Below are 19,412 nucleotides of genomic sequence, written 5' to 3' on the forward strand. Positions count from 1 at the left end.
ATGAAATCGATCAAGTTCCATCGCGGCATCGGTGCGGGCCTGCTGCTGCTCCTCGCCGCGCCGCTGCTGCACGCCGCCACGCCCGCACCGGTGGTCGACAAGGGCGACGTGGCGTGGATGCTCACCTCCACCCTGCTGGTGCTGCTGATGACGGTGCCGGGGCTGGCGCTGTTCTACGGCGGCCTGGTGCGGGCGAAGAACGTGCTGTCGGTACTGATGCAGGTGCTGACGGTGTTCTCGCTGCTGCTGCTGCTGTGGGTGGCCTACGGCTACAGCCTCGCCTTCGGCGGCGACGGCGCGGTGATCGGCGGCTTCGGCAAGCTGTTCCTGCGCGGTGTCACCAAGGACACGCTGTCCGCCACCTTCAGCGCCGGCGTGGCGTTGCCGGAGTATGTGTTCGTGGCGTTCCAGGCCACCTTCGCCGGCATCACCGGCGCGCTGATCGTGGGCGCGCTGGCCGAGCGCATGCGCTTCCGCGCCGTGCTGCTGTTCGCCGCGCTGTGGTTCAGCTTCGCCTATCTGCCGATCGCGCACATGGTCTGGTACGGACCGGACGGCTATCTGTTTGCGAAGGGCGCGCTGGATTTTGCCGGCGGCACCGTGGTGCACATCAACGCCGGCGTGGCCGGCCTGGTCGGCGCCTGGCTGGTCGGGCCGCGGCTGGGTTTCGGGCGCGAACCGATGAAGCCGCACAACGTGACCTTCACCATGATCGGCGCGGCGCTGCTGTGGGTGGGCTGGTTCGGCTTCAATGCCGGCTCCAACCTGGAGGCGAACGCCGGCGCGGCGCTGGCCTTCCTCAACACCTTGCTGGCCACCGCGGCGGCGGTGCTGGCGTGGCTGGCGGTCGAGGCGGCCCTGCGCGGCCACGCCTCGATGGTTGGCGGCGCCTCCGGCGCGGTGGCCGGCTTGGTCGGCATCACCCCGGCCTGCGGCACGGTGGGTCCGCTGGGCGCGATCGTGATCGGCGCGGTGGCCAGCCTGTGCTGCGTGTGGGGCGTGACCGGGCTGAAGAAGCTGCTGCGCGCGGATGATGCGCTGGACGTGTTCGGCGTGCACGGCATCGGCGGCATCGTCGGCGCGCTGCTGACCGGCGTGTTCACCGCGCCCGCGCTGGGCGGCACCGGCGCGGCGGGTTTCTCGATCCTCCGTCAGCTCGGCGTGCAGGCGCTGGGCGTGGGCATCACCGTGTTGTGGAGTGGCGTGGTTTCCGTGCTGGCCTTGCTGCTCGTCAAGCTGGCGTTCGGCCTGCGCGTGCCGCATGAAGCGGAGCGCGAGGGGCTGGACATTACCTCGCACGGGGAAAGCGCTTACGATGGGTGAAGCGGCTGGCCCGGTCCTCACGGATTGACCCTGGTTGGTGCAATTGCATGAGCGATTGCACCAGCCTGAAACGCTCCGGCCCGCCCCGGAAACGCGCAAGCCGTTGCCGCGCAACGCTTCCACCCGCTGGCACACGACTTGCTCAACCCGTTCATCCATCCCCATCGAGGCTGCTCCATGACCGCCCAGAAAGTGCTCGACCTGATCCAGGAACACGAGGTCGAATTCGTCGACCTGCGTTTCGCCGACATGCTCGGCGTGCACCACCACGTCACCTTCCCGGCGCACGCGATCGACGAGTCGACGTTCGAGGACGGCAAGATGTTCGACGGCTCCTCGATCACCGGCTGGAAGGGCATCAACGAGTCGGACATGATCCTGCTGCCCGACCCGGACACCGCCCACCTCGACCCGTTCAGCGCGCACGTGCAGCTGATCCTGCACTGCGACGTGCTGGAGCCGTCGACCATGCAGGCCTACGGCCGCGACCCGCGCTCGATCGCCAAGCGCGGCGAGGCGTACCTCAAATCCACCGGCATCGCCGACACCGCGTTCTTCGGCCCGGAGCCGGAGTTCTTCATCTTCGACTCGGTGCGCTGGCAGAACGACCCGGGCCGCGTGTTCTACGAAATCGGTTCGGAGGAAGCGGCGTGGTCGTCGCGTTACAAGTACGACGGCGAGAACCACGGCCACCGCCCGGGCGTGAAGGGCGGCTATTTCCCGGTCAGTCCGGTCGACTCGCTCGGCGACCTGCGCGCGGACATGTGCAAGGTGCTGGAGTCGCTGGGCCAGAAGGTCGAGGTGCACCACCACGAGGTGGCCAACGCCGGCCAGTGCGAGATCGGCGTGAAGTTCAACACGCTGGTGAAGAAGGCCGACGAGCTGCTGACGATGAAGTACGTCATCAAGAACGTGGCGCACCAGAACGGCAAGACCGTCACCTTCATGCCCAAGCCGCTGGTCGGCGACAATGGCAGCGGCATGCACGTGCACCAGTCGCTGGCCAAGAACGGCGAGAACCTGTTCGCCGGCGACCTCTACGGCGGCCTGAGCCAGACCGCGCTGTGGTACATCGGCGGCATCTTCAAGCACGCCCGCGCGATCAACGCGTTCGCCAACTCCACCACCAACAGCTACAAGCGCCTGGTGCCGGGCTTCGAGGCGCCGGTGATGCTGGCCTACTCGGCGCGCAACCGCTCGGCGAGCTGCCGCATCCCGTACGTGGCCAGCCCGAAGGGCCGCCGCATCGAGGTGCGCTTCCCCGACCCGATGAACTCCGGCTACCTGGTGTTCACCGCGCTGATGATGGCCGGCCTGGACGGCATCCTGAACAAGATCGACCCGGGCGCGCCGGCCGACAAGGACCTGTACGACCTGCCGCCGGAAGAGGAGAAGAACATCCCGCAGGTGTGCTCCAGCCTCGACGCCGCGCTGGAAGCGCTGGACAAGGACCGCGAGTTCCTGAAAGCCGGCGGCGTGTTCACCGACGACTTCATCGATGCCTACATCGAGGTGAAGATGAAGGAAGTGACCAAGTACCGCGCCAGCACGCACCCGCTGGAATTCCAGATGTACTACTCGCTCTGAGCGAGGCGGCCAGGCGGTGAAAGCAACGGGCGCCGCGGCGCCCGTTGTCGTGTCGGCGTCAGTTTGCGCGCGGATGCACGGTCAACACGCGCTCGATGTGCAGGTGCAGTTCCTTCATGTAGTTGCCCAGGAACTCGGCGGTGGATTCGTTGGTGACCGTGCCATCCTCGGCGATCAATCCCGGCTTGAACTGGATATAAGCCTCCAGCGTGTTCATCAGCGGCGAGTTGCAGAAGCACAGCATGCCGCGCAACTGCGCCTGCACCACGGCGGTGCCGATCGCGCCGGGCGAGGTGCCGATGATGCCCGACGGCTTGCGCGCGAAGGAGTTCTTGCCCCACGGCCGACTGGCCCAGTCGATCGCGTTCTTCAGCGCGCCGGGGATCGAGCGGTTGTACTCCGGAGTGACGAACAGCACTCCGTCGACCCCGGCGATCGCCTGCTTGAACGCGCGTGCCACCGCCGGGTAGTCGGCGTCGTAGTCGTAGCTGTACAGCGGCAAATCCTTGATCGGGATCTCCACCAGTTCCAGTTGCGGCGGCGCCAGCCTGGCCAGCGCATGGGCCAGCTGGCGGTTGATCGAGCCCTTGGCGAGGCTGCCGACGATGTAGCCGACGTTGAACGTGGTCATGTGAATTTCCTCGAAGGTGAGGTGGCGTGGTGGCCGCAGGAACCGCCGCGGCGGTAGTGGCTCGGGCAACGGGCGCCGCTCAGTAACCCACCGTGAAGCGTTGCCGCGAATGCTTCGGCGCTTCCAGTTCGTCGACGAAGGCGATCGCGTAGTCCTCCATCGAAATCCGGCTCTTGCCGTTCGCATCGACGAGCAACTGGTCGGTGCCGAGGCGGAAGGTGCCGGTGCGCTCGCCTGGTTCGAACTCGGCGGGCGGCGACAGGAAGGTCCAGTCCAGCTCGCGCTCGCCGCGCAGGAGGTCGAGGAAGCGGCGGCCGCCCTCGGCTTCGGGTCGATACGCCGCGGGAAAGCCCGGTGCGTCGAGTAGGATCCGGCCCGGCGCCACTTCCAGCGTGGCGGCGCCACCGACCACCAGCAGCCGCCTGACCCCGGCCTGTTTCACCGCGGCGATCAGCGCGGCGGCGTCGGTGCTGGCGAACTTCAGCGCGCTGAGCACCGCGTCGTGGCCGGTCAGCAGCGGAGCCAGTTGCGCAGGCCGGTCGGCGTCGGCGTTCTTCAGCACCAGGCCCGGCTGGCCGGCCAGCTTGCCGGTGTCGCGGGCGATGCCGGTGACGTGGTGGCCACGCCGCCGCAGTTCGGCCAGCAGGCGGGAGCCGACGCGGCCGGTGACGCCGATCAAGGCGATCTTCATGGTTGTCTTCCTGCGCCGCATCGCGCGGGCTGCCGATGGTGCCGCGTCGACGATCACGCCAGACTAACGCCGCAAATGTAAGCAATGCGTGGATACCAATCGTCACGGCGGGAGTACCCCGATGCCTGAGCGAAACACCTCGACGCGCATGCCGACGATCTTCTTCGGCCATGGCAATCCGATGAATGCTCTGCAGGACAACGACTGGAGTCGCGGCTGGGCCGCGATCGGCCAGCGCCTGCCGCGCCCGCGCGCAGTGCTGGCGGTGTCGGCGCACTGGTACCTGCCAACCACGGCGGTCACCGCGATGGCGAAGCCGCGCACGATCCACGACTTCGGCGGCTTTCCCCGCGAACTGTTCGAGGTGCAGTACCCGGCCCCGGGCGATCCCGACCTGGTCCGCCGCGTGCGCGACCTGCTGCAGCCGCTGGACGTGGGCGAGGACCGTTCGTGGGGGCTGGACCACGGCACCTGGTCGGTGCTGCGCCATGTCTATCCCGAGGCCGACGTGCCGGTGGTGCAGTTGTCCATAGACGAGTCGCAGCCGCCGGGGTTCCACCATGGCCTGGGCCGGCTGCTGCGGCCGTTGCGCGACGAGGGCGTGCTGCTGCTCGGCAGCGGCGACGTGGTGCACAACCTGCACGCCTACGCCTGGGGCCGGCATCCGGCCGAACCGTTCGACTGGGCGCTGCGCTTCGAGGCGAAGGCGCGCGAGCTGATGCTGCGCGGCGATCACCAGGCGCTGGTGGATTACGAGGCGCTGGGCCGCGACGCGGAACTGTCGATCCCCACGCCCGACCACTACCTCCCGCTGCTGTACGTGCTCGGCGCCAGCGACGAAAGCGATGCGGTGACGTTCCCGGTCGAAGGCATGGACGGCGGCTCGATCTCGATGCTGAGCGTGCAGTTCGGCTGAGCAGGGGTCGCTTTCGGTGGCCTGTCCGTGCGCAGCGAGACGCGACGCCCTCACTGCCTCGAGAGCTTCCCCTTCGGCACGGTCAGCACGATGGAAATGATCGCTGCCACCACCACCAGGAGATTCACGCCGAGCGCGAACCACGCTGCTTCGCGCACGGCAAGATTGTCCTGTCGCCCGAGAAAGGTGATGACGCCTTCGATCCAGCCTGGCGCTGCGCCAGCGGCACTCAGCGTCGTGAAGACCGCCGCCGAGACCGCCACGCCAAAGGAGGCGCCAAGCGACGAGGCCATCTTGTAGATGCCCGCGCCGGAGCCGGTCTGGTCGGCAGGCAGGCTGGCAAGCGCGGCATCCGTCGAGGGCGTGGCGTAGAAGGCGAGCCCGAGGCCGAACAAGGTGTACGCCACGACGGCGAGGATCTCGTAGGTGCCGAGCATGACCTGGGTCTGCATCAACAGCAGGATCGACATGCCAACGATCAGCGAGCCCCAGATCATCGGCTTGCGCGGCCCGAAATGCTGCAACAGCTTCTCGCCGACCCGGATGAAAACGACGATGGAGATGGCGTATCCCAGCGTCAGCATGCCGGCCTGTTGTGCGGTCATGTTTCCGCCACGTTGCACCAGCGTCATCGACACGATGAGGATGCCGGCGACTCCGTTCAGCAGCAGGTTGGAGAGCGTGGCTCCGGTGTAGACCATGTTCCCGAAAAGCTTGAAGTCGACAAAGGCATCGGGGTTGCCCGATTCCGCACGCAGGAACACCACCCCGAAAACGACGGTGATCGCCAAGAGACCCAGCGTGGCGGGACTGCTCCAGCCAAAGGTCGAGCCCTGCGTCGCGAGGACCTGAAGCGCCACCATCGCGACCATGAAGGTCAGGATGCCTTTGGTGTCGAAGTGGTAGTGGCCCTTGCCCCTGGCTCGGCTCTCCGGGGTGCCCCGCACCATCAGCATCCCGATCAGTGACAAGCCCGCGGACCCGAAGAATATCCAGCGCCAGCCCACGTTCTGCGCCATCAGTCCACCGAACAGCGCCGCGAAACCCGACCCGCCCCATGAGCCGATGGACCACAGGCTGATCGCGCGCTGGCGTCCGGCGCCATCCCAATAGGCGGTCACCAGCGCCAGGCTCGCCGGCATGATGAAGGCTCCCGACAAGCCCTGGCAGATGCGTCCCGGCATCAGGAACGTCGACGCCAGCGCACCTGTCGGCGCCAGGCCGACCAGCAGCGAGCCTGCGATATTCAGGGCGAAGCCCCACTGCACGACCTTCACCCGGCCCACGCGATCGGCGAGGCCACCGATGACGACGATGAAAATGCCCGAGAACAGTGCCGTGATCGATATGGCAATGTTCATCACGCTGGTTTCGATCTTCAGATCCGACGCCATGGTCGGCCCGATGTTCAGCGTCGTCTGGGCGAACAGCCAGAACGCGAGCACGCCGAGAATGATTCCGTAGAGGAGCCGATCCGTTCCCCGGTAACCGGCCGCCGTTTGTGTCTCGAGCGTCATGGTCATGTCCCGCAAGGCTGCGTGGCTTCATCCACCCACGACGTCAGCTGGCACGCAGCCACGCCCGCGCGGCCACCATCAGCGTCTCCACGCCGGTTTCCAGGGTCGGGTGCAGCACCGGCAGGAAGCGCGGGTTGTGGTTGGTCGGGATCTCGTTGAGCCGGTTTTCGGCCTTGGCTTTCGCGTAGGTGTCCGGGTCGGTGCCGCCGACGAACCAGAACACCGAGGGCACGCCCCACTCGGCGCCGAACGAGCCGAAGTCCTCGCTGGCCGAGGTCGGCCCGGTCTGCCGGATGCGCTCGGCCGGAAAGTGCTGGCGGAAGGCCTCGACCACCCGGGTGGTTGCCGCCTCGTCGTTGGTGACCAGCGAGTAGTTGTCCAGCGGCGTGATCTCCGGTGGCTTCGGCGCACCCGAGGCCGCCGCCTCGGCGTTGACGATGCGGGTGATCGCGGCGAGCACGCGCGCACGCACGCCTTCGTCGAAGGTGCGCACGTTGAGCTTGATCACCGCCTCGTCGGGGATCACGTTTTCCTTGGTACCGGCCTGCAGCGAGCCGATCGTGAGCACCGCCGCCTCGGTGGGCGCCAGCTCGCGCGCGACGATGGTCTGCAGCCGCAGCACCGTCGCGGCGGCCATCACCACCGGGTCGATGCTGGCCTGCGGCATCGAGCCGTGCGCGCCGCGCCCGAACAGGCGGATCTGCAGGCTGTCGGCCGCCGAGGTGATCACGCCCTTGCGCCCGCCGATGGCACCGGCTGGGCCGACCATCACGTGCTGGCCGAGCACCACGTCGGGTTTGGGGAAACGCTGGAACAGGCCGTCGTCGATCATCGCCTGCGCGCCTTGGGCCGTTTCCTCCGCCGGCTGGAACACCGTCATCAGCGTGCCCTTCCAGCTGTCGCGGTTCTGCGCCATCAAGGTGGCGGCACCGACCAGCCAGGTGACGTGCATGTCGTGGCCGCAGGCGTGCATCACCGGCACGGTGTTGCCCTCGTGGTCTACCGCGGTGAGCTTGCTCGCATAAGCCACGCCGGTGGCTTCCGCGACGGGGAGCGCGTCCATGTCGGCGCGCAGCATCACGGTGGGGCCGTCGCCGTTGCGCAGCAGGCCGACGACGCCGGTCTTGCCCACGCCGGTGGTCACTTCGTAGCCCGCCGCGCGCAGGTGTTCGGCGGCCAGGCCGGCGGTGCGGGTTTCCTGCATGGAGAGTTCCGGGTGCGCGTGGATGTCGGTGTACAGCGCTTCGAGTGACGGCAGCAGTTCCTGCAGGCCGTGGGGCAACGCACCGGAGCTTGGCGTCGAGTGATCGGTCATGGTCGTGGTGATCCCTGTGTCGAATGATGCAGGCGCATAGGTCGGTGCGGGTCGCGGGAGGCGGCGTCCGCGCCGCCCATGATGTGCCCGCCGACTGTTCCGAATCGGTGAAAAGGTGCAGCGGGCCGTTGCCGGCATTTGCACCAAATGCAGACATTGCCCATGATGGTGCAATGAGCGATCCGGCGTGGCAGGCATGGGCACAGCAGCTGGCGACCGGCATCGTGCTGGTCGACGCCCGGCTGCGTCTGCGCTGGCTCAATCCGGCATTGGTGGAAGAGCTGGAACTGGGCGTGCGCCACCCGCTGGGGCAGCCGCTGACCTTGCTGTTTGCCGACGGCGACGAGGCTGCGGCGCGGGCGGCGCGGGTACTGGCCGCGCAGCGGCCGGCGCAGTGGCGGGCGGTGTCGCTGGCCGCGGCGAGCGGCCGCGAGATCCGCGCGGACATCGCGCTGCAGCCGTTCGACGGCGGCCTGTTGCTGGAGGTGCACGTGCTGGCCGAGCCGCTGGCGGCCAGCTCGCCGCTGTCGGCCACCCTGCGCGGTTTCGCGCACGAGGTGAAGAACCCGCTGGCCGGCCTGCGCGGCGCCGCGCAACTGCTGCAGCGACGGGTCGACAACGACGACCTGCAGGCGCTGGCCGGCATGATCATCGACGAAGCCGACCGGCTCGGCGCGCTGGCCAACCGCCTGCTGCACCACGACGGCGCCGCGCGACTCGGTCCGGTCAACATCCATCAATTGCTGGAGCGCCTCGCCGACCTGTTGCAGGCCGAATCCGCGCCGCCGCAATGGCGCCACGACTACGACCCCAGCGTGCCGGACCTGCGCGGCGATGCCGACCGCCTGCACCAGCTGCTGCTCAACCTGGCGCGCAACGCGCTGGAAGCCGGCGCGCGCACGCTCACCCTGCGCACCCGCGTCGAGCACGGCGTGCGTCTGGGCGAGCGGATGTTGCGCACGGCGCTGCGGCTGGAGCTGATCGACGACGGCGCCGGCATTCCGGCCGGCCTGCGCGACAGCTTGTTCGAACCGCTGGTCTCCGGTCGCGCCGACGGCACCGGCCTGGGCCTGGCGCTGTCGCGCGAAATCGCCCGCGAACACGGCGGCGAACTGCGCGGCGCCAGCCGCCCCGGCGAAACCGTGTTCACCCTGTACCTGCCGCTCGAGCGCATGCATGAGCATTGAAGAAATCTGGATCGTCGACGACGACCGCGGCGTGCGCTTCGTGCTGGCCGAGGCGCTGCGCGACGCGGGCCTGGCGGTGCGCGAATTCGGCGACAGCGAGGCGGTGCGCGCGGCGCTGCACGACGCCCGCCCCGCGCTGCTGCTGGCCGACGTGCGCATGCCCGGCGAGGACGGGCTCAGCCTGCTGCGCGACCTGCAGCAACGCGCGATCGGTCCGGTGATCGTGATGAGCGCCTACACCGACGTCGCCACCACCGCGGCGGCCTATCGCGCGGGCGCGGTGGATTACCTGGCCAAGCCGTTCGACCTCGATCATGCCGTGGCCGTGGTGCAGCGCGTGCTGGCCGGCGCGGCGAACGTGGCCGCCCCGGCTGCCGCCGCGCCGGTCGCCCGCCATGCCCTGCTCGGCGACAGCGCGCCGATGCGCGAGGTGTTCCGGCTGATCGGTCGCGTCGCCGCCAGCGACCTCAACGTGCTGGTCACCGGCGAAACCGGCACCGGCAAGGAGCTGGTGGCGCGCGCGCTGCACGAGGAGAGCGCCCGCCGCGAGCGACCCTTCATCGCGCTGAACACCGCCGCGATCCCCAGCGAGCTGCTGGAGAGCGAGCTGTTCGGCCACGAGGCCGGCGCGTTCACCGGCGCCACCCGTCGCGTCGCCGGCCGCTTCGAGCAGGCCGAGGGCGGCACGCTGTTCCTCGACGAGATCGGCGACATGCCGCTGATCCTGCAGACGCGGTTGCTGCGCGTGCTGGCCGGCGGCGAGTTCTACCGCGTGGGCGGGCGCGAGCTGATCCGCTGCAACGTGCGCATCGTCGCCGCCACCCACCAGGACCTCGCCGCCCGCGTGGCCGCCGGCGCGTTCCGCGCCGACCTGATGCACCGGCTCGACGTGGTGCGCATCGAGCTGCCGCCGCTGCGCGCGCGGCGCGGCGACATCCCGGCGCTGGCGCAGCACTTCCTCGCCGCCACCGCGCAGGAACTCAAGCTGCCGCCGAAACGCTTCTCCAAGGCCGCGCTGAAACAGGTCGCGCAGCGCGACTACCCCGGCAACGTGCGCGAGCTGGAAAACCTGTGCCGGCGGCTGGCGGTGATCGCGCCGGGCCGCGAGATCCTGCCCGGCGACCTGGGTGGCGGCGCGGATGCGGCGCGTGGCGGCGAATGGACCGACGCGCTGCGCGACTGGGCCACCCAGGCGCTGGCCGACGGCGAGGCGGACATCCACGCCCGCGCCCGCGAAGCACTCGACCGGACCCTGCTGCAAGCCGCGCTGCAGGCGCACGAAGGGCATCGGCAGAACGCCGCGCAGGCGCTCGGCGTGGGCCGCAACACGCTGACCCGCAAGCTGGGCGCCTCGCGCACGCGACGACGTTGAGTTGGCCGAGAGCCGGCGGGTGCCGCCCTGCGCGCGGAGCGCTCCCGCAACCCCCAACGTTCACCCTGAGCGTAGCCGCGCAGCGGCGAAGTCGAAGGGCGGGTCAGCGCGTGGCTTCGACTTCCTCGCTCCCCAGAACCGCGATCATCCTTGGTCGCTCCCCGCGTGCGTGCCGGCGGCGTTACGCTCAGCCCGAACGGCTTCGGGGAGCGGCGTAGGGCGGGCACCGCCCGCCGTGATCGCTTGCCCCGAATCCCGCACAGAAGGCATCGCCCGCAGGCAGGCTCCTAGGGCGAATGGCCCAGGGTGATGCGCAGGCGGTGCGTCGCCCCATCGGTGGCGAGGGTGACGGGTTCGGCGGGGTCCAGCGTCTGGCCGTCCATTTCCACGCGCAACACGCCGCGACAGACGTGGTCGGGGTTCTGCACGCCGATCTCGTGAAGTGTGCCGTGGTGGCGGTAGCTGATGCGAAAGCCGGGCCATGCCTTCGGAATGCACGGCTCCACGCGCAGCCGCTCGCCTTGCAGGTGGAAGCCGAGCAACGCCTCCAGTCCGGCGCGGTACAGCCAGGCGGCGGAGCCGGTGTACCAGGTCCAGCCGCCGCGGCCGAGGTACGGTGCCACCGAATACACGTCCGCGCAGACCACGTACGGCTCGACCTTGTAGCGCGCCACCGCCTCGGCGCTGTCGCTGTGATGGATCGGGTTGAGCAGCTGGAACAGGCCGCCGGCACGATCGCCGTCGCCGAGCCCGGCCCAGGCGAAGATCGACCAGATCGCGCCGTGGGTGTACTGGCCGCCGTTCTCGCGCACGCCGGGCGGGTAGCCCTTGATGTAGCCCGGGTCCTTCCTGCCGTCCTGGTCGAACGGCGGGGTGAACAGCCGCGCGATCTGGTGCTCGTCGTCGATCAGCAAACGGTCGACCGAGTCCATCGCCTGCACCGTGTGTTCGCGGTCGGTCGCCGCGCCCAGCACGCTCCACGATTGCGCGATGGTGTCGATGCGGCACTGCTCGCTGTCCTTCGAACCCAGCGGGGTGCCGTCGTCGTAGTAGCCGCGGCGGTACCACGCGCCGTCCCAGGCTTCTTCCAGCGCCGCGCGCAGCGCCTTGGCGTGGTCGCGCCACGTCGCCGCACGGGTATCGCCGCGCGCATCCGCTTCCGGCGCCAGCGCGTCGATGGTGGCGAGCAGGAACCAGCCCAGCCAGCTGCTCTCGCCACGGCCCTCGGCACCCACCGCGTTCATGCCGTCGTTCCAGTCGCCGGTGCCGATCAGCGGCAGGCCGTGCGCGCCGCGGGTGAGGCTGGTGTCGATCGCCAGCGCGCAATGCTCGTACAGCGTCGCCTGCCGGTCGGACACCTCGGGCTGGAATAACGCATCGGTGGCGCCGTCGGGGATCGCCTGGCCCTGCAGGAATGGCAGCTTCTCGTCCAGCACCGCGCGGTCGCCGCTGACCTCGACGTAATGCATCGCCACGTAGGCCAGCCACACGCGATCGTCGCGGATCTTCGTGCGCACCCCCTGGCCGCGCGGCGGCAGCCACCAGTGCTGCACGTCGCCTTCGGCGAACTGGCGTCCGCCGGCGCGCAGCAGGTGTTCGCGCGCCAGCTCGGGGCGGCTCACGCACAGCGCCATCACGTCCTGCAACTGGTCGCGGAAGCCGTACGCGCCGCTGGCCTGGTAGTACGCGGTGCGCGCCCACAGCCGGCAGGCGGTGACCTGGTACAGCAGCCAGTCGTTGAGCAGGATGTCGAGCGCGCGGTCCGGCGTGCCGACCTGCACGGTGTCGAGCAGGTCGTTCCATTGCGCCGCGATGCGGGCGAGCAGCTCGTCGACATCGGCGTGGCGGTACTTCGTCACCAGCGCGCGGGCGGCGTCTTCGTCGTCGCCTTCGCCAAGCAGGAAGATCAGGTCGAGTTGCGTGCCCGGCGGCAGTTCCACCCGCGTCTGCAGCGCGCCGCAGGGGTCGAGTCCGGCGCCGAGGCGGCCGTCCAGCGGCTGGTCGTGATGCAGGGCCGCCGGCTGCGCGGTGCTGCCCAGGGCGCCGAGGAAACTCGCGCGGTCGCCGCTGAGCGACTGCTGTGCACCGGCCAGGTCGAAGAACGCCACGCGCTCGCCGAAATCGGCGCGCCAGCGGTTGCGCGCGAACAGCGCGCCGCTGGCCGCGTCGTGCGCGGTGACCACGAACGGCGCCGGCGTGCTGCCGTTGGCGCCCAGCGCCCATGCCACGTAACCGGTGACCGACAGCCGCCGCGTGCGGTGCGAGCGGTTGACCAGGCGCAGCCGCGACAGCTTGACCGGATCGTCCGGCGCCACGCACACGGTCAGCGCCAGCGCGATGCCGTGGGCGTCGTTGCACAGTTGCGTCCAGCCCTTGCCGTGGGTGGCGACGCAGTGTGCGCCGGGTACGCGGATCGGCAGCGCGCCGGCGCTCCACAGCTCGCCGTTGTCGGCATCGCGCAGGTAGATGATGTCGTGCGGCGGGTCGCTGACCGGGTCGTTCGGCCACGGCGTCAGCGCGTTCTGCTGGCTGTTGGTCGACCAGCTGTAGCCGCCGCCCTCGGCGGTGACGATGCAGCCGAAATGCGGGTTGGCCAGCACGTTGGTCCATGGCGCCGGCGTGGCTGCGGCGTCCAGCGCGATGCGGTAGCTGCGGCCGTGTTCGATGAAGCCGCCGTGGCCGTTGGGAAACTCCTGCGTCGGCTCGTCCGGCATGGCCGCCGCCGGCGTTGTGGCGCGGATCGGCGCGGCATCGGCCGGTGCCACGGCGGCGGACGCGACGGTAGCCCCGGCATCGGCGTCGACCAGCACGCGCACGGCGGTGAGCAGGGCGTCGCGCTGGTCGGCGCCGATGGCGTCCTCGCGCGGGCAGAACAGCTGCGCCTTCGGCAAGCCTTCGCAATCCTTCAGTTGCGCCTGCTGCGCGTCGATGCGCTGCGCCAGCGCGTCGCGCGTGCCGTCGTCGTCGCCGAGCCGGTCCAGCACCACCACGTCCACTGCCAGTTGCTGCGCGCGCCACCAGCGCTGCGCCAGCAGCAACGCATCCAGGCGCTCGAGCGCCGCGGCACCGTCCACTCGCAGCAGCGCGATCGGTCGATCACCGGAGATGCTCAGCCCCCACAGCGCGGGCGCGCCGCCGTGGCCGCGGGCGCGATCTTCCGGCGCGGCGCGCTGGCGTGGATCGCTGACCAGCAGCGCATCCTGCCAGCGGGCGAAGCGCGCGGCCTGCGCGTCGTCGATGCCGAACTGCTGGTGCTGTCCGCGCGCCCGCGCGGCGGCGTCGGCGAACAGGCGCTCGGCGGCCTGCGCGTCCTGGATGCGCGCGTGCAGGGCCAGCGCGCCCTCGCGCGAATCGGCCACTTGCGTCCACAACAGCAGCACGACGCGCGCGCGAGGCGCCAGGCTGAAGCCGCGGCGCAGCGCCCACACCGGATCGAGCACGCAGCCGGTACTTCCCGACAGCGCCGCTCCGGGTCGCATCGCCAGCGCGTCGCGCAACGTGCGGCCGCGGCCGAGGAAGCGCGCGCGGTCGGTTTCGCGTTCGGGCGCGCCATCGACCACGCCGACCAGTTGCAGGGCCTGCGCCGCCCACACCGTGGCCTGGCTGTCGCTGCGCTTGCGCCGGGTGGCCAGCAGCAACTGGCGGGCCTCGTCCCAGTCGGTCTGCACGAACATCTTGGCGTAGGCCGGATGGCTGTCATCGTCGCCGCGCGGGCCCAGCACCAGTTCCGCGTAGCTGGTCAGCGACACGTGGCGATGGCGATCGCCGTGGTTGCTCAGCACCAGTCGGCGCAATTCGATGTCGGCATCGGCTGCCACCGCCACGTCGAGTTCGTGGTGCAGCGACTGGTGGCGGCCGGCGTAATGCGCCAGCCCGGGCGAGAAGCGCGCGGCATCGTCCGGCCGCGACACGCCCAGCGGCTGCGTGGTGACCGACCACACCTCGCCGTCATCCTCGTCGCGCAACAGCAGGAAGCTGCCCCAGGGATCGGTGACCGGGTCCTCGCGCCAGCGCGTCACCGCCAGCTCGCGCCAGCGCAGGAAGCCGGCGCCGTTGGCGCCCAGCATGGTGCTGAGCCGACCATTGCCGAGCAGGTGGCGGGGCGGCGGGGTTGCATCGGGGGACATGCGGACGGCTCCTGCGGCTGCGGCGCAGTCGGATCGGACGAGGTGGCGAATGGCATGCACGCGAGCGCAAGACCCTGCGCTGTCGTCGCTCCCGCAGCAAGCGGGAGCGAGCCCGGGCCATTCGGCGAAACCGTTCCAGCCTGCGGCGTGCGCCGGCAATGCAACGTGAAAGTGTCGTCCTACACGCCGCGCACGCACTTGCCGCTGCACACTGGCGGCAATGTGTCGTTCCATCCATCGCTGCCGGGATGCTGTCGATGTCCACGCTGTGCCTGCTCTCCGATGACGCCATGCTCGACCGCCTGCAACGCGCGGCGTTCGGCTATTTCATGGAGACGATGAACCCGCGCAACGGGCTGATCCCGGATACCTCGCGCGCCAACTCGCCGGTGAGCATCGCGGTGGTGGGCTTCGCGCTGTCGTGCTATCCGGCGGCGGTCGCGCGCGGCTGGATCGAGCGCGCGGAGGCGGTGCGCCGCAGCCTGCTGGCGCTGCGCTTCTTCCGCGACAGCGACCAGAGCGGCAGCCCCGCGGCTACCGGCTACAAGGGCTTCTACTACCACTTCCTCGACATCGACAGCGGCACGCGGGTGTGGCAATCGGAGTTGTCGATGATCGACAGCGCGCTGCTGATCGCCGGGATGCTCACCGTGGCCACCGCGTTCGACGGCGCCGATGCCGAGGAAACCGAGTTGCGCGAGTTGGCGCAAGCGCTGTACCGGCGCGTCGACTGGCGCTGGTCGCAGGACGACGCGCGCACCATCTACCAGGGCTGGAAACCGGAGAGCGGCTACCTGCATTACGGCTGGGAGGGCTACAGCGAGGCGATCGTCCTGTACGCGCTGGCGCTGGGTTCGCCCACCCACCCGATCTCGGCCGACTGCTATGCCGGCTGGACCTCCACCTATCAGTGGGAGAACCTCTACGACCAGGATTTCCTCTACGCCGGCCCGCTGTTCGTGCACCACTACTCGCAGGCGTGGCTGGACCTGCGCGACGTGCGCGACCCGTTCATGCGCGAGAAGCAATCGGACTATTTCGAGAACAGCCGCCGCGCGGTGCGGGTGCAGCGCCGCTACGCGGAACTCAACCCGCACCAGTTCGTCGGCTACGACCGCAACTGCTGGGGCCTGTCCGCCTGCGACGGCCCTACCGACGAGGTGCAGGGGGTGGCCAACGAGCAGCGCCATCTGTTCGGTTACGCCGCGCGTGGCGTGCCGTATGGGCCGGATGACGGCACGCTGTCGCCGCCGGCCGTGCTGGCCTCGCTGCCGTTCGCGCCGCAGCCGGCGCTGGCCGCACTGCGCACCATGCTGCTGCGCCATCCGCAGATCCTCAGCCAGGATCGCCTGGCCACCAGCTTCAACGCCAGCGTCGATGGCGGCGCTGGCCGGCCGTGGATCTCGGCGGGACACTACGGGCTGGACCAGGGCATCGTCTTCATGATGATCGAGAACCACCGCAGCGAGTCGATCTGGCGCCTGATGCGTGGCTGCCATCCGCTCGCCAGCGGGTTGCGCAAGGCCGGCTTCAGCGGTGGCTGGCTCGATGCGCCGGCCGGAGGAGTCCGCTGATGGCCACCCGCTACGACGCCAGCATCAGCACCCCGCAGGACGACGACGAGCGCGAGCGCCTCGCCGCGGTGGGCCCCGTCTCGTGGAGCAACCCGGTGCCCGAGGCGCCGTACCAGCTGGTGATCCTCGGTGGCGGTTCGGCGGGGCTGGCGGCGGCCGACGCGGCGGCGGCGCTGGGCGCACGCGTGGCGCTGGTCGAACGCCATCTGCTCGGCGGCACCTGCTTCAACACCGGCTGCGTACCGTCCAAGAGCCTGCTGCGCAGCGCCGCGGTGTACGCGCAGATGCGCGATGCCGCGCGCTACGGTGCGCAGCCGCCGGTCGCGGTCACGGTGGATTTCGCCGCCGCGATGGCGCGCCTGCGGCACATCCGCAGCCACTTGGCCGGCACCGTGTCGGTGCGCCAGCTGGCCGAGCGCGGCGTCGACGTGTACTTCGGCAACGCGCAGTTCACGGGTCCGGACAGCCTGGCCGTCAACGGCCAGCCGCTGCCGTTCCACCGCGCGCTGATCGCCACCGGCGCGCGGCCGCAGATCCCCGACCTCCCCGGCCTCAAGCAGGCCGGCTTCCTCACCAACGCCACCGTGTTCGATCTGACCGAACTGCCGCCGCGGCTGCTGGTGATCGGCGGCGGCCCGCTGGGCTGCGAGCTGGCGCAGGCGTTCGAGCGCTTCGGCGCCAAGGTCACCATCGTGCAGAACATGCCGCTGTTCCTGCCGCATGAGGAGCGCGACGCGGCGCAGACCCTGTCCGAGGCCTTCGCCCGCGATGGTATCGAGGTGCGCCTCAACACCGAAGTGGTCGCGATCCGCACCGAGGGCGCGGAGAAGGTGATCGACCTGGTTACCGACGACTACCACAGCACGATCCGCGTCGACGCCATCCTGGCCGGCGTCGGGCGCCGGCCGAACGTGCACGGGCTGGCGCTGGAGGCGGCCGGCGTCGATTACGACGAGGCCACCGGCATCACCGTCGACGACCACCTGCGCACCAGCAACCGACGCATCTTCGCCGCCGGCGACGTCTGCCTGGAGGCCAGGTTCACCGACATCGCCGAGGAATCGGCGCGCATCGGCGTGCGCAACGCGCTGCTGCGCGGGCGCGAGCGGCTCAGCGAGCGGGTGGTGCCGTGGTGCACCTACACCGATCCGGAGATCGCCCACGTCGGCCTGTACGTGCGCGAGGCGAACGCGCGCGGCATCCCGATCAAGACCTACACCATCCCGATGCACCAGGTCGATCGCGCGATCACCGACAGCGAGCAGGACGGCTTCGTCAAGCTGCACGTCGGCGAGGGTAGCGACCGCATCCTGGGCGCCACCATCGTCTCGCGCGACGCCGGCGACATGATCAGCCAGGTCACCCTGGCGATGGTTGCCGGCGTGGGCCTGCGCACGCTGGCGAAAGTGATCCACGCCTACCCGACCAAGACCGAGGCCATCCGCCTCGCCGCGATGGCGTACAACCGCCGCCGGCTGAGCGGCCGCCTGCTGGCGCGCCTGCGCCGCTGCCTGCCGCACTGAGCGTGCATCTCACGCGCTCTTGCCGCCGGGGCGCCTAGAATTACCCCTTTCGACTTTCCACCTCACACCCAAGGAACTCCCATGCAACTTGGCATGATCGGTCTCGGCAAGATGGGCGCCAACATGGCGCAGCGGTTGCTCAACGGCGGCCACCAGGTCACCGGCTTCGATCCGAACGCGGAGGCGCGCAAGCAGCTGGAAGGCAAGGGCGGCGGCTCGGCCGCTTCACTGGATGCGCTGGTGCAGGCCTTGCCCGCGCCGCGCGTGCTGTGGCTGATGGTGCCCTCGGGCAAGATCACCGACGACACCGTCACCGCCTTGCTGGCCCTGCTGGACAAGGGCGACACGATCATCGACGGCGGCAATTCCAACTACAAGGATTCGCTCGGCCACGCCGCCAGGTGCGAGGACAAGGGCGTCAACTACGTCGACTGCGGCACCAGCGGCGGCGTGTGGGGACTGGCCGAGGGCTACAGCATGATGGTCGGCGGCGACGAAAAAGTCGTCGACACGCTGCGGCCGATCTTCGAGACGCTGGCGCCCGGCAAGGATCAGGGCTGGGGCCGCGTCGGCCCGGCCGGTTCCGGCCACTTCACCAAGATGGTCCACAACGGCATCGAGTACGGCCTGATGCAGGCCTACGCCGAAGGCTTCTCGATCCTCAAGCACAAGCAGGAGTTCGGCCTGGATCTGGCGCAGGTCGCCGAGATCTGGCGCTACGGCAGCGTGGTGCGATCCTGGCTGCTGGACCTGGCCGCCGACGCGCTCAAGAAGAACCCGCAGATGGACGGCGTCGCCCCCTACGTGGTCGACTCCGGCGAAGGCCGCTGGACCGTCGACGCCGCGATGGAGCTGAGCGTATCGGCCCCGGTCATCACCCTCTCGCTGATGGAACGCTATCGCTCCCGCGACGACGACTCCTTCGCCGACAAGCTGCTGTCGTCGCTGCGCAACGAGTTCGGCGGACACGCGATCAAGAAGGAGTGAGGCGGGCGCGTGGCGCCCTCTGCGGGCAGCCGCCCGCCCGTCATGCCTGCGAAAGCAGGCATCCAGCGACCTTGGGGGTACGGTCCGCTCCTGCAGGAGCGCACCCTGTGCGCGATGCTCTCGCTGCATCCAGAACGAAACGCGGTCGATCCCCGCACTTAATGTAGGAGCGCGCTTGCGCGCGATGCTCTAGTTCCTGTTGCATCAGAGGCAACAGCTTTCGTCTGCCTGCGGCAGCCGAGTTACTTTCTCTTTGCGTGGCCAAAGAGAAAGTAACCAAAGAGAAAGGCCACCCCGCTTGGCGCTTGTTGGGCATCCTGCCCAACAAGTCCGTGAGCCGGGGCCGGGCTTTTCGACAGCACATCCATGTGCTGGCGAAAAGGCATCGGCATCCCTGCCGATGCCCGCTGCGCGGCCTGTCGTCCCCGACTCACCGCCGCACAGGGGCCCCGGAAGAGCAGGCGCGCATCCTGCGCGCCAGAAGCATCACCCGGGTTGGCATACCTTCAGCGCTACACCATGCGCGGCTATTGTCCTTAGTACCTCTTTCATTGGCACCCTTTCCATTTCGACGTCGCGTGCGGCGACCTATTTAATGCATCGCGGTTTAGGACGCTTGCATGGCCAAGAGATTCTGTCGGATGCTTATCGGATACGGACAC

At 69.5% G+C, this 19,412-nt stretch carries 13 protein-coding genes; 8 read left to right on the plus strand and 5 right to left on the minus strand.

Annotated elements, in window-relative coordinates; translation table 11 throughout:
* Both B1991_RS00370 and glnA read left to right on the plus strand, forming a co-directional pair.
* Nucleotides 1-1,323, plus strand: a complete 1,323-nt coding sequence (locus tag B1991_RS00370; protein WP_136256716.1) for an ammonium transporter — start codon at nt 1-3, stop codon at nt 1,321-1,323.
* 177 nt (nt 1,324-1,500) lie between these two features.
* Nucleotides 1,501-2,910 carry a type I glutamate--ammonia ligase gene (glnA, locus tag B1991_RS00375; RefSeq protein ID WP_136256717.1) on the plus strand — a complete coding sequence of 470 codons (1,410 nt, stop codon included), beginning with the start codon at nt 1,501-1,503 and terminating at the stop codon, nt 2,908-2,910.
* Nucleotides 2,911-2,968: 58 nt separating this feature from the next.
* Here the strand turns inward: glnA and B1991_RS00380 are convergent, their stop codons facing one another.
* Together B1991_RS00380 and B1991_RS00385 are read right to left on the minus strand one after the other, a co-directional pair.
* Entirely contained in the window at nt 2,969-3,541 is a 573-nt protein-coding gene (locus B1991_RS00380) for an NADPH-dependent FMN reductase (RefSeq protein ID WP_136256718.1), read from the minus strand.
* Nucleotides 3,542-3,620: 79 nt separating this feature from the next.
* A complete protein-coding gene (locus tag B1991_RS00385; protein WP_136256719.1) occupies nt 3,621-4,232 on the minus strand; it encodes an NAD(P)-dependent oxidoreductase in 612 nt (203 codons plus the stop codon).
* A 121-nt stretch (nt 4,233-4,353) separates the two neighbouring features.
* Here B1991_RS00385 and ygiD point away from each other — a divergent pair, with 121 nt between their 5' ends.
* Nucleotides 4,354-5,148 carry a 4,5-DOPA-extradiol-dioxygenase gene (gene ygiD, locus B1991_RS00390; protein WP_246031005.1) on the plus strand — a complete coding sequence of 265 codons (795 nt, stop codon included), beginning with the start codon at nt 4,354-4,356 and terminating at the stop codon, nt 5,146-5,148.
* 50 nt (nt 5,149-5,198) lie between these two features.
* Here ygiD and B1991_RS00395 read toward each other — a convergent pair whose 3' ends face one another.
* Nucleotides 5,199-6,671, minus strand: a complete 1,473-nt coding sequence (locus B1991_RS00395; protein WP_136256720.1) for an MFS transporter — start codon at nt 6,669-6,671, stop codon at nt 5,199-5,201.
* Between the two features lie 37 nt (nt 6,672-6,708).
* On the minus strand, nt 6,709-7,980 hold the full coding sequence (locus B1991_RS00400) for a M20 family metallopeptidase (protein WP_136256721.1): 1,272 nt from the start codon (nt 7,978-7,980) through the stop codon (nt 6,709-6,711).
* Between the two features lie 173 nt (nt 7,981-8,153).
* On the opposite strand from B1991_RS00400, the gene B1991_RS00405 reads away from it, so the two are divergent.
* Entirely contained in the window at nt 8,154-9,167 is a 1,014-nt protein-coding gene (locus B1991_RS00405; RefSeq protein WP_136256722.1) for a two-component system sensor histidine kinase NtrB, read from the plus strand.
* Nucleotides 9,157-10,539, plus strand: a complete 1,383-nt coding sequence (gene ntrC, locus B1991_RS00410) for a nitrogen regulation protein NR(I) (protein ID WP_136256723.1) — start codon at nt 9,157-9,159, stop codon at nt 10,537-10,539. The genes B1991_RS00405 and ntrC overlap by 11 nt, the downstream gene beginning before the upstream one ends.
* A 287-nt stretch (nt 10,540-10,826) precedes the next feature.
* Here ntrC and B1991_RS00415 read toward each other — a convergent pair whose 3' ends face one another.
* Complete coding sequence (locus tag B1991_RS00415; RefSeq protein WP_136256724.1) at nt 10,827-14,666, minus strand: GH36-type glycosyl hydrolase domain-containing protein; 3,840 nt, start codon at nt 14,664-14,666, stop codon at nt 10,827-10,829.
* A gap of 257 nt (nt 14,667-14,923) precedes the next feature.
* Here B1991_RS00415 and B1991_RS00420 point away from each other — a divergent pair, with 257 nt between their 5' ends.
* The 3 genes from B1991_RS00420 to gnd all read left to right on the plus strand — a co-directional run bounded on the left by B1991_RS00420 (nt 14,924) and on the right by gnd (nt 18,750).
* Entirely contained in the window at nt 14,924-16,240 is a 1,317-nt protein-coding gene (locus tag B1991_RS00420) for a glucoamylase family protein (protein ID WP_136256725.1), read from the plus strand.
* Nucleotides 16,240-17,763: a mercuric reductase gene (locus B1991_RS00425; protein ID WP_136256726.1), complete on the plus strand. Its 1,524-nt coding sequence runs from the start codon at nt 16,240-16,242 to the stop codon at nt 17,761-17,763. Before B1991_RS00420 ends, B1991_RS00425 begins: the two co-directional genes overlap by 1 nt.
* 81 nt (nt 17,764-17,844) lie before the next feature.
* Nucleotides 17,845-18,750 carry a phosphogluconate dehydrogenase (NAD(+)-dependent, decarboxylating) gene (gene gnd, locus B1991_RS00430; protein ID WP_136256727.1) on the plus strand — a complete coding sequence of 302 codons (906 nt, stop codon included), beginning with the start codon at nt 17,845-17,847 and terminating at the stop codon, nt 18,748-18,750.
* Nucleotides 18,751-19,412: the final 662 nt, after the last annotated feature.

It is taken from the genome of Rhodanobacter lindaniclasticus (genome assembly GCF_004799035.1).
Classification (GTDB): domain Bacteria; phylum Pseudomonadota; class Gammaproteobacteria; order Xanthomonadales; family Rhodanobacteraceae; genus Rhodanobacter; species Rhodanobacter lindaniclasticus.

What these genes read in the sequence shown, in the direction of transcription:
- B1991_RS00370 (WP_136256716.1), top strand. Translation starts at nt 1, where the DNA reads ATGAAATCGATCAAGTTCCATCGCGGCATCGGTGCGGGCCTGCTGCTG.
- glnA (WP_136256717.1), top strand. Translation starts at nt 1,501, where the DNA reads ATGACCGCCCAGAAAGTGCTCGACCTGATCCAGGAACACGAGGTCGAA.
- B1991_RS00380 (WP_136256718.1), bottom strand. Translation starts at nt 3,541, where the DNA reads ATGACCACGTTCAACGTCGGCTACATCGTCGGCAGCCTCGCCAAGGGC.
- B1991_RS00385 (WP_136256719.1), bottom strand. Translation starts at nt 4,232, where the DNA reads ATGAAGATCGCCTTGATCGGCGTCACCGGCCGCGTCGGCTCCCGCCTG.
- ygiD (WP_246031005.1), top strand. Translation starts at nt 4,354, where the DNA reads ATGCCTGAGCGAAACACCTCGACGCGCATGCCGACGATCTTCTTCGGC.
- B1991_RS00395 (WP_136256720.1), bottom strand. Translation starts at nt 6,671, where the DNA reads ATGACCATGACGCTCGAGACACAAACGGCGGCCGGTTACCGGGGAACG.
- B1991_RS00400 (WP_136256721.1), bottom strand. Translation starts at nt 7,980, where the DNA reads ATGACCGATCACTCGACGCCAAGCTCCGGTGCGTTGCCCCACGGCCTG.
- B1991_RS00405 (WP_136256722.1), top strand. Translation starts at nt 8,154, where the DNA reads ATGAGCGATCCGGCGTGGCAGGCATGGGCACAGCAGCTGGCGACCGGC.
- ntrC (WP_136256723.1), top strand. Translation starts at nt 9,157, where the DNA reads ATGAGCATTGAAGAAATCTGGATCGTCGACGACGACCGCGGCGTGCGC.
- B1991_RS00415 (WP_136256724.1), bottom strand. Translation starts at nt 14,666, where the DNA reads ATGTCCCCCGATGCAACCCCGCCGCCCCGCCACCTGCTCGGCAATGGT.
- B1991_RS00420 (WP_136256725.1), top strand. Translation starts at nt 14,924, where the DNA reads ATGTCCACGCTGTGCCTGCTCTCCGATGACGCCATGCTCGACCGCCTG.
- B1991_RS00425 (WP_136256726.1), top strand. Translation starts at nt 16,240, where the DNA reads ATGGCCACCCGCTACGACGCCAGCATCAGCACCCCGCAGGACGACGAC.
- gnd (WP_136256727.1), top strand. Translation starts at nt 17,845, where the DNA reads ATGCAACTTGGCATGATCGGTCTCGGCAAGATGGGCGCCAACATGGCG.